This window comes from Parasedimentitalea maritima (assembly GCF_005771405.1).
GTDB lineage: Bacteria > Pseudomonadota > Alphaproteobacteria > Rhodobacterales > Rhodobacteraceae > Parasedimentitalea > Parasedimentitalea maritima.
Genome location: NZ_VAUA01000011.1, coordinates 108,461 through 122,591, shown reverse-complemented (window position 1 = coordinate 122,591; position 14,131 = coordinate 108,461). Strand labels below are relative to the sequence as shown.

General features: G+C 56.1%; 15 protein-coding genes. 8 read left to right on the top strand and 7 right to left on the bottom strand.

The window, feature by feature from the left end; genetic code table 11:
* Positions 1-6 precede the first annotated feature (6 nt).
* From FEE96_RS19635 to FEE96_RS19620, 4 genes are all read right to left on the bottom strand, one after another.
* A complete protein-coding gene (locus tag FEE96_RS19635) occupies positions 7-1,026 on the bottom strand; it encodes a DUF1036 domain-containing protein (protein WP_138164827.1) in 1,020 nt (339 codons plus the stop codon).
* Between the two features lie 30 nt (positions 1,027-1,056).
* On the bottom strand, positions 1,057-1,266 hold the full coding sequence (locus tag FEE96_RS19630) for a peptidyl-tRNA hydrolase (RefSeq protein ID WP_138164826.1): 210 nt from the start codon (positions 1,264-1,266) through the stop codon (positions 1,057-1,059).
* Positions 1,267-1,439: 173 nt separating this feature from the next.
* Entirely contained in the window at positions 1,440-2,219 is a 780-nt protein-coding gene (locus FEE96_RS19625; RefSeq protein ID WP_246079521.1) for a COG3904 family protein, read from the bottom strand.
* Positions 2,220-2,339: 120 nt separating this feature from the next.
* Positions 2,340-3,218: a LysR family transcriptional regulator ArgP gene (locus FEE96_RS19620; RefSeq protein WP_138164825.1), complete on the bottom strand. Its 879-nt coding sequence runs from the start codon at positions 3,216-3,218 to the stop codon at positions 2,340-2,342.
* 87 nt (positions 3,219-3,305) lie between these two features.
* Between FEE96_RS19620 and FEE96_RS19615 the strand changes: the two genes are divergently transcribed.
* The 3 genes from FEE96_RS19615 to FEE96_RS19605 all read left to right on the top strand — a co-directional run bounded on the left by FEE96_RS19615 (position 3,306) and on the right by FEE96_RS19605 (position 5,961).
* Entirely contained in the window at positions 3,306-3,911 is a 606-nt protein-coding gene (locus tag FEE96_RS19615; RefSeq protein WP_138164824.1) for a LysE/ArgO family amino acid transporter, read from the top strand.
* Between the two features lie 83 nt (positions 3,912-3,994).
* Positions 3,995-4,927 carry a pirin family protein gene (locus FEE96_RS19610; protein ID WP_138164823.1) on the top strand — a complete coding sequence of 311 codons (933 nt, stop codon included), beginning with the start codon at positions 3,995-3,997 and terminating at the stop codon, positions 4,925-4,927.
* A gap of 128 nt (positions 4,928-5,055) precedes the next feature.
* Positions 5,056-5,961, top strand: a complete 906-nt coding sequence (locus tag FEE96_RS19605; RefSeq protein ID WP_280817706.1) for a DMT family transporter — start codon at positions 5,056-5,058, stop codon at positions 5,959-5,961.
* 13 nt (positions 5,962-5,974) lie between these two features.
* On the opposite strand, the gene betI is transcribed toward FEE96_RS19605, so the two are convergent.
* The gene (betI, locus tag FEE96_RS19600; protein ID WP_138164822.1) at positions 5,975-6,550 is read right to left on the bottom strand and encodes a choline-binding transcriptional repressor BetI; all 576 of its coding nucleotides are present in this window, start codon (positions 6,548-6,550) and stop codon (positions 5,975-5,977) included.
* 157 nt (positions 6,551-6,707) lie between these two features.
* On the opposite strand from betI, the gene betA reads away from it, so the two are divergent.
* Together betA and FEE96_RS19590 are read left to right on the top strand one after the other, a co-directional pair.
* Positions 6,708-8,363 (top strand): choline dehydrogenase, encoded by a 1,656-nt coding sequence (gene betA / locus FEE96_RS19595; protein ID WP_138164821.1) that lies wholly within the window; start codon positions 6,708-6,710, stop codon positions 8,361-8,363.
* Between the two features lie 73 nt (positions 8,364-8,436).
* The gene (locus FEE96_RS19590) at positions 8,437-8,676 is read left to right on the top strand and encodes an HP1242/YdcH family protein (RefSeq protein ID WP_138164820.1); all 240 of its coding nucleotides are present in this window, start codon (positions 8,437-8,439) and stop codon (positions 8,674-8,676) included.
* Between the two features lie 103 nt (positions 8,677-8,779).
* Here the strand turns inward: FEE96_RS19590 and FEE96_RS19585 are convergent, their stop codons facing one another.
* Together FEE96_RS19585 and FEE96_RS19580 are read right to left on the bottom strand one after the other, a co-directional pair.
* Positions 8,780-10,168, bottom strand: a complete 1,389-nt coding sequence (locus FEE96_RS19585) for a helix-turn-helix domain-containing protein (protein WP_138164819.1) — start codon at positions 10,166-10,168, stop codon at positions 8,780-8,782.
* Positions 10,169-10,255: 87 nt separating this feature from the next.
* Positions 10,256-11,470, bottom strand: coding sequence for a multidrug effflux MFS transporter (locus FEE96_RS19580; protein WP_138164818.1), 1,215 nt, complete (start codon positions 11,468-11,470; stop codon positions 10,256-10,258).
* Positions 11,471-11,659: 189 nt separating this feature from the next.
* On the opposite strand from FEE96_RS19580, the gene FEE96_RS19575 reads away from it, so the two are divergent.
* The 3 genes from FEE96_RS19575 (at position 11,660) to FEE96_RS23575 (ending at position 14,126) form a co-directional block, all read left to right on the top strand.
* Positions 11,660-13,192, top strand: coding sequence for an acyl-CoA carboxylase subunit beta (locus FEE96_RS19575; RefSeq protein WP_138164817.1), 1,533 nt, complete (start codon positions 11,660-11,662; stop codon positions 13,190-13,192).
* Positions 13,193-13,291: 99 nt separating this feature from the next.
* A complete protein-coding gene (locus FEE96_RS19570) occupies positions 13,292-13,771 on the top strand; it encodes a DUF6497 family protein (RefSeq protein WP_138164816.1) in 480 nt (159 codons plus the stop codon).
* A gap of 214 nt (positions 13,772-13,985) precedes the next feature.
* Entirely contained in the window at positions 13,986-14,126 is a 141-nt protein-coding gene (locus tag FEE96_RS23575; RefSeq protein WP_167740349.1) for a hypothetical protein, read from the top strand.
* Positions 14,127-14,131: the final 5 nt, after the last annotated feature.

Sequence of the window (14,131 nt, the reverse complement as noted above, 5' to 3'; positions counted from 1 at the left end):
TGCCTTCTAGTCTAGCTTGCGAAACTCCAGAGGGTTTCCGCGGGGCAGGTAGGTCAAATTCAGCACCAGCGCATCGATGTAATCCACTGCATAGCAATAGCTTTCACCGGTTTCTTCCTCCATCGCGTATAGATAGGGGCCGCCACCTTCGAACTGTCCGCACCAGTTTGAAACCGAAATATACTCAAGGCCAGACGGGGCGCCGTCATAGGTATTTTCCCGTTCCGACCCCAATACATTGAATTGGAAATGTGGATCTTCAGTCGAATACCAACTGCCCTGCAGCTTGTCCAAAATCGCGTCGTATTCGGTGCTGGGCCTTACGCTGACATTGCGCAAAACTACATCCGCGGTGCGGTCATAAATCGCCTCTAGATCACCTTCGACTGATATAGGTGTGCCTGGGTACAGCCCATTCAGCGCGGCAAACACCGAACTGGGGGTGCGCCCATCATCGCGGACAAAGAACTTTGTACCCTCGGCGTGAAAGGCGCATTCAGCAACGCTTTGTGACCAACAGCCCTGATGGGTCGCATTGTTTGAATAGGGCTCGCCATAGGTTCCGGGTGCTGCGGTGCTGGATCGGGGCGCCGGTGCCGGTGCCGGTGGCTCTTCAGTTCGCTTTGCACCAGCTGCGTCGACTAGGGTCAGGGTGTAGTTCTTAGCGGTTTTCCCGGTGTCGACTTTGCTGAACCCAACCTCGTCATAGCCACGTTTGCGGCAGTTTTCGTCACCTTTGATGGTAAAGGCGTCCGAGGTGGTGCAGAACATATAGTCGCCGCTGATAAACGGATCCCCCTGGGCTGTCGCCCGATAGTAATAATACCGGTTCTTCAAATCGCCGCCTAATGGGGTTTTGCAATCGCCTGCGCCGATATTCCACCAACCCTCAGAGACCCAGGCCTTGCCCTCGGCATATCCTACGGCGACGCTTAGACTTTGGGTTGAATCATTGCATATTTCCAACCCTGCCAGCACCGGTGATGCAACCAGTGTAAGGGTCGTTGTCAAAATTGATACCTTCATGAGAACCTCTTAAATGACCTGTGGTCAATGCTAAGAGAGGCGCATGCTTTCGGCAAGTATTAGGCAGTTGGACTTATCCGCAGGGACCTGACGCAGGTCAGACGCCATCAGTTGGTCGGGAACCAGCTCTGTGATTTTTTCCCCGCGAAATTCAGGGTTATCAAAATTGAATCCGCGCAACAGACGAAATAACATTCGGCGTCGCAGCACGGTTTCTTCACTGTCTATTCCATCAAGCATTTTGTACGTCCCCACGTATTCACCGGTCCTTATGCTGCAAGAGAAAGGCAAACAAGTGGTTTCCGAGACGAAACTCTGTCTTTCGAAATTTTATTAGATTTTAAGCATGTACGCCGTGTTGGCCGTCGAAACATTGTGGTTCGACGTTCACTGGCTTAAATTTTTGAGCTCTCTTACGGAGAAAGCAATCCGGCCTGACGGGCCTCCGACCGATTGGGCGACCACAGACCCGTGCTGGGTGTATCAAACATTCGGATAAGAAAATCTTCGCTAACACCCTGGCTGCGGAAAAAGGCGCGATCTTTGGCCTGCTCTTTTTGCAGGTCAAGCTGTGGCAGGGCGGTGCCAAACTCTAAGGCATAGCTATGAAAACCGAGATTGACACCCGCTGCCAGACTTCGTTGATGGCCAGCAATGAACAAAAGGGTACAGGCTGAACTGCATGCCCCGGTGGCATGTGTGTTAAGCCCCTGTTCACGGATAAGATTGGCAAATCCGCGTGCTTCGTAGATATGACCACCGGGGCTGCTTAGGGTGATGGTGGTCAACTGTGGCGTTTCAGCCATCAGTGTACGGACGTGTTTTGTGAGGCCAAAGGTAATGGTGCCGTCGAAGTGGAGGGTCGATCCATCCTGTGACAGGATCAGCTCATATTTGGCAGCGTGTTGGCGATTCATCTGATCGGTGAACAGCTCAGGCGCCTGTGGTTGTTGGGTAAACAAAAATGCCCCCCACCACAGGGACGCCGAAGCAAAAGCGGCAAATAGCAACACCAGATAACCACCCCAAACCGGCGCCAAGCCGCCCAGGCTCCGCAGATGATCGTCCGCGCTGGACTGAAATCGGATGAATTGCCAGACAAAGAACAATCCGTCAGAAGGTAAAAGAAGGTATAAAACGGGGACGGGCAGTCTTAATGCGCTGCCAAGCCCCATCACTGTCAATAAGATCACGGCACGCGGCAATACAAGGTCAAACCAAAAACTGTGGGATATCGACGGTATGCTGCGCTCTGCCATGCAAATAGATTGGGCGATCAACTGCGTTAGATCAAGTACATCCGCCCATTTAATCTACTTTAAGTTGCATTTGGCTGCGTTCAGTACAGAGCGCGTGACATCCGCAAGGGAAGGCGCCATCACCCGGCTGACTTGCCATGTTAGGGGGACAGCCAGCTCAGTCTGTTCCACAAGCGGCTGCAATCGCCCCTGATCTATCAAGGGCGTAACCAATTGAAGCGGGTTCATGCCCCAGCCAAACCCTGCGACGGCTGCTTCGACAAAACCCTGACTGGACGGCAGGAAATGGGTGGGAGGTGATAGATGCGGGGCAATATTGGCTTCCAGCCATCGGCGTTGCAAAGCGTCTTTTGCATCAAACACCAAACATGGCGCGCAGCTTATGGCTTTTGCCGTCACCCCATTGCTAAACCATCGGCGCATATAGGATGGACTGGCTGTGGCGACATACTGTTGTTCCCCCAGCGGATAGGCGTCGCACCCTGTCACCGGTTTATCATGAGCAGTAATCGCTGCCGAGACCTCGCCTCGTCTTAGCCATTCGGCACTATGGTCCTGATCATCGATGACCAGATCAAACAACACACCCTCTACTGCCGCCATTGCCTTGATGAACCAGGTGGCAAGGCTGTCGGCATTGACCGCCAACTTCAACCGGGCGGTGTTCTGGCCCACATCCAACGACAGCTCTCGCGTCAGTTGGGCCTCCAGCAAGCCGATATCTTCGGCGTGCTTGGCAATCCTCAACCCGGCTTCGGTGCCTGTGCTTGGTGGACCGCGCAGCACCAGGGCTGTCCCGGTTTGATCCTCCAGAGTCTTGATACGCTGTGAGATGGCAGATGGTGTGACAGACAGGGCAAACGCAGCGGCTTCAAAACTTCCCAAGCGCAAGACATGCGATAAGGCGGCAAGGTGGTGAGGCGCGAACTGCATTAGCTAGCCTTAATTTGGGTAACCATCTTTAATTTGATTACTTCGTCGCTGCTTTGTAGTCAAACTGCAAACAGAATAGGAAATCATATGTCGCCCAGTCTATTTGCCGGATTTGCCCTTGGGTTCAGCCTGATCATGGCCATTGGCTCGCAGAACGCATTTGTCCTGCGTCAGGGGTTGCGGCGCCAACATGTGTTCTGGATTTGCCTAACCTGTGCCACGTCTGATGCGTTGCTGATCACAGCTGGTGTGATGGGGTTTGGATCGTTGACCCTGGTCTGGCCCTGGTTCGAACAGGCAATGCGCTGGGGAGGGGCAGCGTTTCTGTTTTGGTATGGTGCGCGTAATCTACTGGCGGCTTGGCGCGGTGGAGAGGCCTTGCAAACCAATGGCAGCGCGCTGGTTGAGGTGGCCTTGCTGCCAGTGCTGATGACGGTGGCGGCTTTGACTTGGCTTAATCCCCATGTCTACCTTGATACAGTTGTGCTGCTGGGGGCAATTTCAGCCCAGTATCCGCAGCCCTTGCTGTTTGGGCTGGGGGCCGCAATTGCCAGCTTTACGTTTTTCTTTTCCCTTGGGTATGGCGCGGCCGCATTGGCCCCGCTGTTTGCCCACCCTCGCTCCTGGCAGGTTCTGGACGTGGTGGTGGGGCTGACCATGTGGGCGATCGCGGCAAAACTGCTGATGATGTAACGCACAGCGCTTGTGCGCCTTGCCGGGCTGGTCCTTTGAGCCTGTGTTGCTACCTTTCAGACAGAGCAACACAGGAGGCAAAGATGAGTTGGAACCCAAGCCTGGAACCACACTGCCCCGACGCGGGCAATCTGGATGCCATTGAAACCGTGATTATCCCACGAGCACGGGATCTGGGCGGGTTCGAAGTGCGAAGGGCCTTGCCCGCACCGCGTCGGCAGATGGTTGGACCGTTTATCTTCTTTGATCAGGCCGGACCGGCTGAGTTTTTAACCGGACAGGGCATTGATGTGCGTCCGCATCCCCATATCGGGTTGGGCACAGTTACCTACCTGTATGAGGGGGAGTTTGAACACCGTGACAGTTTAGGTACCCATCAGATGATCTATCCCGGTGAAGTGAACTGGATGGTGGCTGGGCAGGGGGTGACACATTCGGAACGCACCTCTGCGGCCACACGCCGGGGGGAAAGCAAACTGTTTGGCATTCAGACCTGGATGGCGCTGCCGGAAAGCCACGAAGACAGAGCCGCTAGCTTCGAACATCACGGCAAGGCAGCGCTGCCTTTGCTTGAAGGCGAAGGCAAACAGGTGAGGTTGATCCTTGGCTCTGCCTGGGGCGAAAAGGCGCCTGTGACGATGTATTCAGAAACCTTTTATGCGGATGTTGTTTTGCAGCCGGGCGCCAAGCTGCCACTCCCCGAAGACCACGAGGATCGCGGGCTTTATATCACCCAGGGGTCCATTGAAATTGCCGGGGATACATTTGAAGCGGGGCGCATGATGGTGTTTCGGCCCGGTGATGCCATTACCGTCACTGCGGGCCTACAAGGCGCGCGGTTGATGGCGCTGGGCGGTGAGACGATGAACGGGCCGCGGCACATCTGGTGGAATTTTGTGGCCTCTTCCAAAGAGAAAATCGAAGAGGCCAAGGCCGCCTGGGCGGCTGGTGACTGGCAACATGGTCGGTTTCAATTGCCTCCCGGCGATGACCAGGAGTTCATTCCGCTTCCTTAGGCGCCCATCGGGGGGGGCAACTGCCCATCCCCAGTTCTGTCCCGCTGAGAAGAACTTGAACATGCGAGAGAGAATTAATTGCCATGTGAAGGGTTGTGCCTGCCTCAGTTTGGGTGTTGGTTCCCCTAATGAGCCAAAGCCCCCACCATAACCCGATTAAAGGCGTCATCTGGATGCTGGTCACGGGGCTATGCTTTGTGGCCGTAACGGCATTGGTGAAAATTTTGGGCGGCCGCATTCCTCCGGCTGAAGCTGCATTTCTGCGCTATCTGCTGGGGTTGGTCTTTCTTGTGCCGATGTTGGGTGCGGTGCGCCGGGCGCGGCTGACCGCAAAGATGTGGGGATTGTTTGCCACCCGTGGTGTGGTTCATTCAGGAGGGGTGATTCTGTGGTTTTATGCGATGACACAGATCCCATTGGCCGAGGTTACAGCGATGAATTACCTGTCACCGGTTTATGTAACGCTGGGAGCGGCGCTGTTTTTGGGTGAAAAACTGGCCTTGCGGCGTGTGGCTGCAGTTGTCGCTGCACTGATCGGGGCGCTGATTATTCTGCGACCCGGATTTCGTGAGGTATCACCCGGCCATATTGCGATGCTGTTTACGGCTATGGCCTTTGGTGCGTCGTATCTTCTGGCTAAATTCACCGTTGATGGCACCAATCCCACTGTGGTGGTGGCGATGTTGTCGATCTGGGTGACATTGGGGCTGGCACCTTTTGCTCTGATGGTTTGGGTGACCCCAACTCTGGCTGAGGTTGGTATCCTGTTTGCAGTGGCCTGTTTTGCCACCGGCGGTCACTATGCGATGACCCTGGCCTTTGCTTCTGCACCGATGACGGTGACACAGCCGGTGACCTTCCTGCAGTTGGTTTGGGCCACTGCGCTGGGCGCATTGATGTTTGCCGAGCCGGTGGATATCTGGGTTGTCGCAGGTGGCGGACTGATCCTGGCTGCGGTAAGCTTTATCACCTGGCGTGAAGCGGTGTTGAAACGCCGCGCAATCACGCCACCAGATATGGCTACCAAGGTCTAGAAGTGGTCCTGCGTTAGGACAGAACCAGATCCACAACTCGACGCGCTGCCGCCCGCGCAGATACGGGGTCAAGAGGCTGATCCGAAAGAGCAGCCTGTAACCATGCACCATCCATATAGTTCTGCAACGCCTGACGGGCGGTCTCAACACCTTCAGCGGGGAGCAAGTGTCGCAGCTCCGCCCGGAAGTGGCTGCGGACCCGTGCGCGGTTCAATCTGTGCAATCGCGCCAGGTGGGGCGAATAGGGCGCATTGGCCCAAAACTGCATCCAGATGCTGCACTGCTCTACGGTGAACAGCTGGTCAGAGAAATTGGCATCCATCACCGCGTATAGCCTGTCAGTTGGGCTGTGTGACGTTTTGTAGCCGGTAATCATGGCCGTACGAAGCTTGCGCAGCAAATAGCGCATAGTGGCTTCCATCAGGCCTTCTTTTGAACCGAAGTAATAATTGATCGAAGCGGCTGAAGCCCCGGCCTCACGGGCAATATCTGCCATGGTTACAACGCTGTACCCATGATTGTGCACGGCCACGATTGTGGCTTCAATAAGCTCTTCGTTGCGGATGTCGCGGATGCGTTTTCTGTTCATGCCGCATGATTGCCGAGCAAGCGCCGGGTTGCAACTGCTGTTGTTTGGATAAGAAAAACTTGTATGACTGTTCAGAAAATGGTTTGGATCGTTAAGAAGTCGAAATTCGGCAAGATTTTTCACCCGTGAACCACGGACATTCGACCGGAGAAAATAAATGAACGCGGACTATGTGATTGTTGGTGCAGGATCGGCAGGCTGCGCATTGGCCTACCGCCTCAGCGAAGCCGGGCACCAGGTTCTGGTGATTGAGCACGGTGGCACCGACGCTGGTCCGCTGATCCAGATGCCAGCCGCGTTGAGCTACCCAATGAACATGGGCCTTTATGACTGGGGCTATAAATCGCAACCCGAACCACATCTGGGGGGACGTCAACTGGTCACCCCGCGCGGCAAGGTGGTTGGCGGGTCTTCTTCTATCAACGGCATGGTCTATGTGCGTGGCCATGCAGGGGACTACGACCATTGGGCTGCCAGCGGTGCACAGGGCTGGGGCTATGCGGATGTCCTGCCTTATTTCAAGCGAATGGAGTCCTGGCACGAAGGCGGGCATGGAGGCGATGCGACATGGCGGGGCAATGACGGCCCGCTGCATATCTCGCGCGGCCCCCGCAATAATCCGCTACATAATGCGTTTGTCGACGCGGGCAGTCAGGCGGGATATCCGGTCACGGATGACTACAACGGTCACCAGCAAGAGGGCTTTGGCCCCATGGAGCAAACCGTTTACAAGGGACGGCGTTGGTCGGCTGCCAATGCCTACTTGCGTCCAGCCTTGCAGCGGCCCAACTGTACCCTGACGCGTGCTTTTGCGCGCCGGGTGATGATCGAACAAGGCCGGGCTGTCGGGGTCGAGGTCGAACGTGGCGGCAAAGTTGAAGTGATCCGCGCCAACAACGAGGTAATTCTCTCTGCCAGCTCTCTGAATTCACCCAAGCTGTTGATGCTGTCCGGTATTGGTCCGGCGGCGCATCTGGCGGAACACGGCATTGATCTTGTGGCAGACCGGCCCGGAGTTGGGCAAAACCTGCAGGATCACCTTGAACTGTATCTGCAGATGGCCTGTTCGCAGCCGATCACTCTGTTCAAGCACTGGAACCTGTTCAGCAAGGCAATGATTGGGGCGCAGTGGTTGTTCACCAAAACCGGGCTGGGTGCGTCGAACCAGTTCGAATCTGCAGCCTTCATTCGATCGCAGGCTGGGGTGGATTACCCGGACATTCAGTATCATTTCTTACCTATGGCGGTGCGGTACGACGGGCAGGCCGCTGCCGAGGGGCACGGGTTTCAGGCCCATGTCGGCCCTATGCGCTCACCCTCACGCGGGGCTGTGACGCTGGCCAGCGCAGATCCGAAAGAAGCGCCGAATATTCTGTTTAACTATATGTCCAGCGAACAGGACTGGCAGGACTTCCGCCGGTGCATCCGTCTGACTCGCGAGATTTTCGACCAAGAGGCCTTCAAACCCTTTGTCAAAAGTGAAATCCAGCCGGGTGTAGATCTGCAGAGTGACGATGAGCTGGACAGCTTTATTCGCGAGCACGTCGAAAGTGCCTTTCACCCCTGCGGCACCTGTCGCATGGGCGCGGCGAGTGATCCGACCTCGGTTGTTGATCCGGAATGCCGGGTTATCGGAGTGGAGGGATTGCGGGTGGCTGACAGCTCGATCTTCCCGCGCATCACCAATGGCAACCTGAATGGGCCATCGATCATGACAGGTGAAAAAGCTGCCGATCACATTTTGGACCGTAGCCTGCCATCGTCAAATGCCGAGCCATGGTTTCATCCGGATTGGCAGGGATCGCAGCGTTGATTTGATCCCAGTCAAAGTGTCGGTCTTGAGACTGTAGTAGCCTGTGTTCGAACCAAATTTTAGGAGCGAACACATGGCAAATACCCCACATGAATTGGCGGCGGAATTCCCCGAGAAAAGCGGCGTAATCAGTGCGCTAAAACAGTCTGATGCGCACTTTGCCCGGCTTGCGGATGAATACCACGAGGTAAACCGAGCTGTGCATCGGGCGGAAACCAATGTTGAACCGGCGAGTGAACAGGCCGAAGCCGAGCTGCGCAAGACACGGGCCGCGCTGAAGGACAAGATCTGGGGCATCTTGTCAAAAGTCTGAGCTCAAGGAATTGACTCAACAACAGTTTGGTCCGGCTGTCAGGCCGGGCCGCGCTTTGCTTTCTCTGCGGAAGGCCACCTTGAATTTCCAGAAGGTCAGCCTTTCAGCTCACCTCGTACGGCAGCACGCCCCGCGTGTCAGTGTTGATGGTTAGCTTCCGCTCTAGCGGCGGGACTGACCGCTGGTGGCAATGCTGGCGCTCGCAGATCCGGCAGGAAATCCCGATCGGCTCATAGGCACTTTCGTTATCCACATCCATATTGTCTGCATAGACAATGGCATCGGCATGGCGCAGCTCGCAGCCCAGTGCGATAGCATAGCGGCGCACTGGAGAGCCAAACGACCCACCAGATTTTGAGACATCCCGCGCCAGTGAAATGTAGCGGATCCCATCTGGTGTTTCTGCCAGCTGACGCAGAAAACGGCCGGGCGTTTCAAACGCCCGGTGCACATTCCACAGCGGGCATGCCCCACCAAAACGGGCAAACTGCAGCCGCGTGGCGGAGTGACGCTTGGTAATGGTGCCTGCCTGATCTACCCGCACGAAGAAGAAGGGAATGCCCTTGGACCCCGGCCGTTGCAGCGTTGATAGCCGATGCGCGACCTGCTCGATTGAGGCCCCAAACCGGGTAGCAAGCAGTTCCAGATCATGCCGGCAGTCCCGCGCAGCTGCCAGAAATCGGCCGTAAGGCATCAGGGCTGCCCCGGCGAAATAATTGGCCAAACCAATCTTGGCGATGGCACGGGCTTCGGCGCTGTTGAAGCGAGCAAAATCCAGTGTTGCCTCAAGCAACTTGTTCTGGCGCAGTAACGCGACCTGCAACAGCAATTGAAACACCTGAGTTTGTGGCGTTGCCCGGTTGGAGAGTTGCAGCGTGCGGTTGGTGGCATCGTAATGGCGCAGACTATCCATTTCGACTTCTTTCACGGTGACGCCAAGATCCCGCAACGTGGAAATCGCCGCACTGCGGCTGTCAGCGTCGCCGGCGAAATGCTCGGCTGCACGGTCTACGGCATCAATGTAGTTGTCGCAGTAATGAAAGAAGTCTCGGACTTCCTCCCAGGGGCTGGCCTGAATGCGGGAATCCTCGCGCCCCAATGCCTCATCCAGCGAGGCAAGCCTTTCGTGGGTTTGACGATAGGCCCGGTGCAGCTCCAGAAAGGCCCGCGCCAAGGCGGGCGCGTTGGAGGCGGTGAGACGTAAGTCCGCTAGCGGAGGCGCGTCATCGGCAAACACCGGATCAGCCAAGGCCTCACGCATATCACTGACCAGACGTTCTGAATCCCCGCTGCTCAGCTCGGTGACATCCAGGCCAAATTCCTGAGCCAAGGCCAAAACCACCGTCGTACTGACAGGGCGGTTGTTGTTCTCCATCTGGTTCAGATAGGGCAAAGACACCCCAAGCTTGGCGGCAAAATCCTTTTGCGTCAGCGTCAGCCGGGTTCGCATCTCGCGAAGTTTGGCACCGGCATAGAGTTTTTGAGGGGCCATAGGGGTGCCTTTGCAAATCCGAGTTCATGGAACTGTAGAATTGCAAAGTCATAGCCGCAAGGGGCAGGGCGTCGCAGTGGTGCTACGCTATTGCAAGCCCAACTGTCTCTCGCGTGAAATGACCATCATGATTGAGGTGATGCCCAGTACAGCGGTAACCAGCATGATCACTAGCAGCGGCACTGCTGTAGAGCCCGCGCCCAGGACCCAGCCTGCAAAGGCACTGAGTGCGGCGCCAAGGCCAAGCATCAATGCGCCACTTAATCCCGAGGCCGTACCGGCCAGATGTGGGCGGACGGACAGGGCACCAGCGGTTGAGTTTGGAATTGCCATGCCGTTGCCAACTCCGACAAAGGTCATAAAGCCAAAGAAGGTGTAGACGTTATCGAGCCCAGCAAAGGCCAGCGCCAGCGACAGTGCCACGCCAATTCCGTTGATCCAACAGCCCCAGAACACCATGCGGTTGATGCCAATCCGCATCGAATATCGGCCCGACAAGAAATTACCTGCGAAATAACCCACGGCCGGAGCTGAGAAATAAAGGCCCAGTTGTGCAGTGTTCAGGCCATAGATCTCGGTGCCGACAAAAGGCGCGCCGCCGAGATAGGCAAAGAACGCGCCAGATGACAGGCCCGACGCCAGCGAATAGCCCCAAAAGCGCGGGGAGCGAAGCAGTTCGGGGTACTCGCGGAACTGAGCCACCAGCGTTTTGCCGCTTTTGTGAGCCGTTTCGCCAAAATCGAAATAGGTGAAGGCGAGGATCAGCAGCCCCATGCCGAACAAGAGCCAGAAGTTGGCGGTCCAGCCAAAGGCCTGATCCAGCGCGCCACCAATGGCGGGGCCAATCATTGGCACCACGGCCATACCCATAGTGACATAGCCAATCATGCTGGCGGCCTGGTCAGCGTCGTACAGGTCGCGAACAGCCGCGCGGCTCAGCACCATGGCGACGGCAACAACGGCCTGGGCCATGCGAAACAGCAAAAAGATCTCGGCCGTTGGCGACATGATACAGCCAAGGGTCGCCAGCAGGAAGAATACGATTCCGGCCAGGATGACGGGGCGACGCCCAATTTTGTCAGAGATCGGCCCAACGATGACCTGAACCACAGCGTTCACGGCCAAATACAGCGCAACAGACAGCTGCATCAGGCGATAGTCTGCTTCGAAATACACCGCCATGCCCGGCAGCGAGGGCAGGAACACATTCATCCCCAGCGCGGATATGCCTGCCAGCAGGATCAGTGTCGAGATATGGGGTGGGCTGGTGCGTTTAAAAAAACGGCGCGATGAAGTCTGCATGTGGTCTGGCTTAGGTCACATGGTCACTATTGTCCATGACAACGGCGCGTCAAAACTTAAGTATGCCTATTAGCTGATTTGCAGTTAGCTGGAGGTTGGATGTATAGAGTTTGCAAATTTGCGATTATTACCTTGGGTCCGTGTGTGGCGCAAGATATGGTCGCGTTAAATCATTAGGGGACATGGGCCATGAAAGACATCCTTTCCGAGCTGGAAAACCGCCGTCAGGACGCACGGTTGGGCGGCGGTCAGCGTCGCATCGATGCACAGCACGCCCGCGGTAAACTAACCGCTCGTGAACGTATCGAACTGCTGCTGGACGAAGACAGCTTTGAAGAGTTCGACATGTTTGTCGCCCATCGCTGCACCGATTTTGGTATGGAAAAACAACGCCCTGCCGGTGATGGCGTGATCACGGGCTGGGGCACAATCAATGGCCGCATGGTTTATCTCTATTCTCAGGACTTCACAGTCTTTGGCGGCTCCTTGTCAGAAACTCATGCGCAAAAGATTTGCAAAATCATGGACATGGCGATGCAAAATGGCGCACCGGTGATTGGCATCAATGATTCTGGTGGCGCGCGCATTCAGGAAGGTGTTGCCTCGTTGGCTGGCTATGCCGAAGTGTTCCAGCGCAATGTCATGGCCTCGGGTGTGGTGCCGCAGATCTCGGTGATCATGGGGCCCTGTGCCGGTGGTGCGGTCTATTCCCCAGCGATGACCGACTTCATCTTCATGGTCAAAGACACATCTTACATGTTTGTGACCGGCCCCGACGTGGTCAAAACGGTCACCAACGAAACGGTCACAGCCGAAGAATTGGGCGGCGCTTCGACCCACACCAAGAAGTCTTCGGTGGCGGATGGCGCGTTTGAAAACGACGTGGAGGCGCTGGCCGAGGTCCGCCGTCTGGTCGACTTCCTGCCGCTGAACAACCGTGAAAAGCCTCCGGTGCGTCCGTTCTTTGATGAACCGGGCCGGATCGAGGACAGTCTGGACACCCTGATCCCGGACAATCCAAACACCCCATACGATATGAAAGAGCTGATCCACAAGGTCGCGGATGAAGGCGATTTCTACGAAATTCAGGAAGACTTTGCCAAGAACATCCTGACCGGATTTATCCGTCTCGAGGGCCAGACCGTTGGCGTTGTTGCCAACCAACCTACGGTTCTTGCCGGTTGTCTCGACATTGACAGCTCACGCAAGGCGGCCCGCTTTGTCCGCTTCTGTGACTGCTTTGAGATCCCGATCCTGACGCTGGTGGATGTGCCCGGCTTCTTGCCCGGCACCTCGCAAGAATACGGCGGCGTCATCAAACACGGCGCAAAGCTGCTGTTTGCTTATGGCGAAGCCACCGTGCCCAAGGTCACCGTGATCACCCGCAAAGCTTACGGCGGAGCCTATGATGTGATGTCGTCCAAGCATTTGCGTGGTGATTTCAACTATGCTTGGCCCACTGCTGAAATTGCGGTGATGGGCGCCAAGGGGGCCACCGAGATCATCCATCGTACTGATCTGGATGACGCCGACAAAATCGCTGAGCACGTCGCCGACTATGAAGATCGCTTTGCCAATCCATTTGTCGCGGCTGAGCGTGGGTTCATCGACGAAGTGATCCAACCGCACTCCACCCGCCGCCGCGTCTCTCGCGCTTTTGCTTCGCTTAGGGGCAAGTCGCTAGAAAACCCGTGGAAGAAACACGATAATATTCCGTTGTAAGCGTGGTCCAGATTTGCTGTTCTATCTCGCCAAAAGCTTACTAAGGCATTTTGGCGAGGTTCATCCATAAACAATTGACATGAGCCACACACCTACACCATGATCCGCTTCAGCCAAGATAGAACAGCGCGCGCCGATGGTGCTGCGCCAGTAGCCCCACCCGGAGGAGCCCGCCAATTTGGGGGGTGGGGCTGCGGATATCTGGTTGCCCTGCTGCTCACCACCAATCCTGCCCATGCGGTTGAAGTCTTTCCCGTACCATCAGGTCAGGACGTTACCCTAACCGAGGTGCTGCTTGACAGTGATCCGGGTGAGTTGTGGGTGCGGTTCCGTTTTGTTGCGCCTGCGATCACCCGTGACACGGGCAGTGTCAGCTATGATCTGGCCGGACCGGATATGGACTATCTCTGTGACGCGCTGGCCTTGCCCTATTTAACCAGCCATGAGATCACCCCGGCGCGGGTGGTCATATCGCTGATGGACCGTCCGGTGGCCTTTGGAGCGCTGGATGCAGATGCCACCCAGTTTTTCGAGAGCTACACCCCTGATGGCAATCGCTGCATATGGGAGGAGTTCTGATGTCTCCTCAATATCTTGCGATGCAGGTCCTGTCTCGCCGGAATGTTGCGGCTTTGCGGTCACATGCCCCGGTGATGCCCCTATTTGGATGTAATCTGGTTGAAATTCCGGCTATCATTGGCGCGGGCTGCAATTTTGCTGTCCATTCTATGAGGTCGAAACTGGTAATGGCTCAACGCCGTGCTGGTTTCAATTGTTCAAACAGGAGACAGAAATGTCCAAGAGCATCAAACTATTCGCAATGGTTGGCCTGCTGGCCGCCATCGCTGCTTGTACGCAGCAAGAAGAAGAATTTGTCATCGTCGACCCAGAGCCCATCTCGGTTGAGCCGGCTTATACTGGCAAATACAAATAACAAAA

Coding starts and splice junctions, on each gene's coding strand:
- FEE96_RS19635 (WP_138164827.1), bottom strand. CDS start 1,026: ATGAAGGTATCAATTTTGACAACGACCCTTACACTGGTTGCATCACCG.
- FEE96_RS19630 (WP_138164826.1), bottom strand. CDS start 1,266: ATGCTTGATGGAATAGACAGTGAAGAAACCGTGCTGCGACGCCGAATG.
- FEE96_RS19620 (WP_138164825.1), bottom strand. CDS start 3,218: ATGCAGTTCGCGCCTCACCACCTTGCCGCCTTATCGCATGTCTTGCGC.
- FEE96_RS19615 (WP_138164824.1), top strand. CDS start 3,306: ATGTCGCCCAGTCTATTTGCCGGATTTGCCCTTGGGTTCAGCCTGATC.
- FEE96_RS19610 (WP_138164823.1), top strand. CDS start 3,995: ATGAGTTGGAACCCAAGCCTGGAACCACACTGCCCCGACGCGGGCAAT.
- FEE96_RS19605 (WP_280817706.1), top strand. CDS start 5,056: ATGAGCCAAAGCCCCCACCATAACCCGATTAAAGGCGTCATCTGGATG.
- betI (WP_138164822.1), bottom strand. CDS start 6,550: ATGAACAGAAAACGCATCCGCGACATCCGCAACGAAGAGCTTATTGAA.
- betA (WP_138164821.1), top strand. CDS start 6,708: ATGAACGCGGACTATGTGATTGTTGGTGCAGGATCGGCAGGCTGCGCA.
- FEE96_RS19590 (WP_138164820.1), top strand. CDS start 8,437: ATGGCAAATACCCCACATGAATTGGCGGCGGAATTCCCCGAGAAAAGC.
- FEE96_RS19585 (WP_138164819.1), bottom strand. CDS start 10,168: ATGGCCCCTCAAAAACTCTATGCCGGTGCCAAACTTCGCGAGATGCGA.
- FEE96_RS19580 (WP_138164818.1), bottom strand. CDS start 11,470: ATGCAGACTTCATCGCGCCGTTTTTTTAAACGCACCAGCCCACCCCAT.
- FEE96_RS19575 (WP_138164817.1), top strand. CDS start 11,660: ATGAAAGACATCCTTTCCGAGCTGGAAAACCGCCGTCAGGACGCACGG.
- FEE96_RS19570 (WP_138164816.1), top strand. CDS start 13,292: ATGATCCGCTTCAGCCAAGATAGAACAGCGCGCGCCGATGGTGCTGCG.
- FEE96_RS23575 (WP_167740349.1), top strand. CDS start 13,986: ATGTCCAAGAGCATCAAACTATTCGCAATGGTTGGCCTGCTGGCCGCC.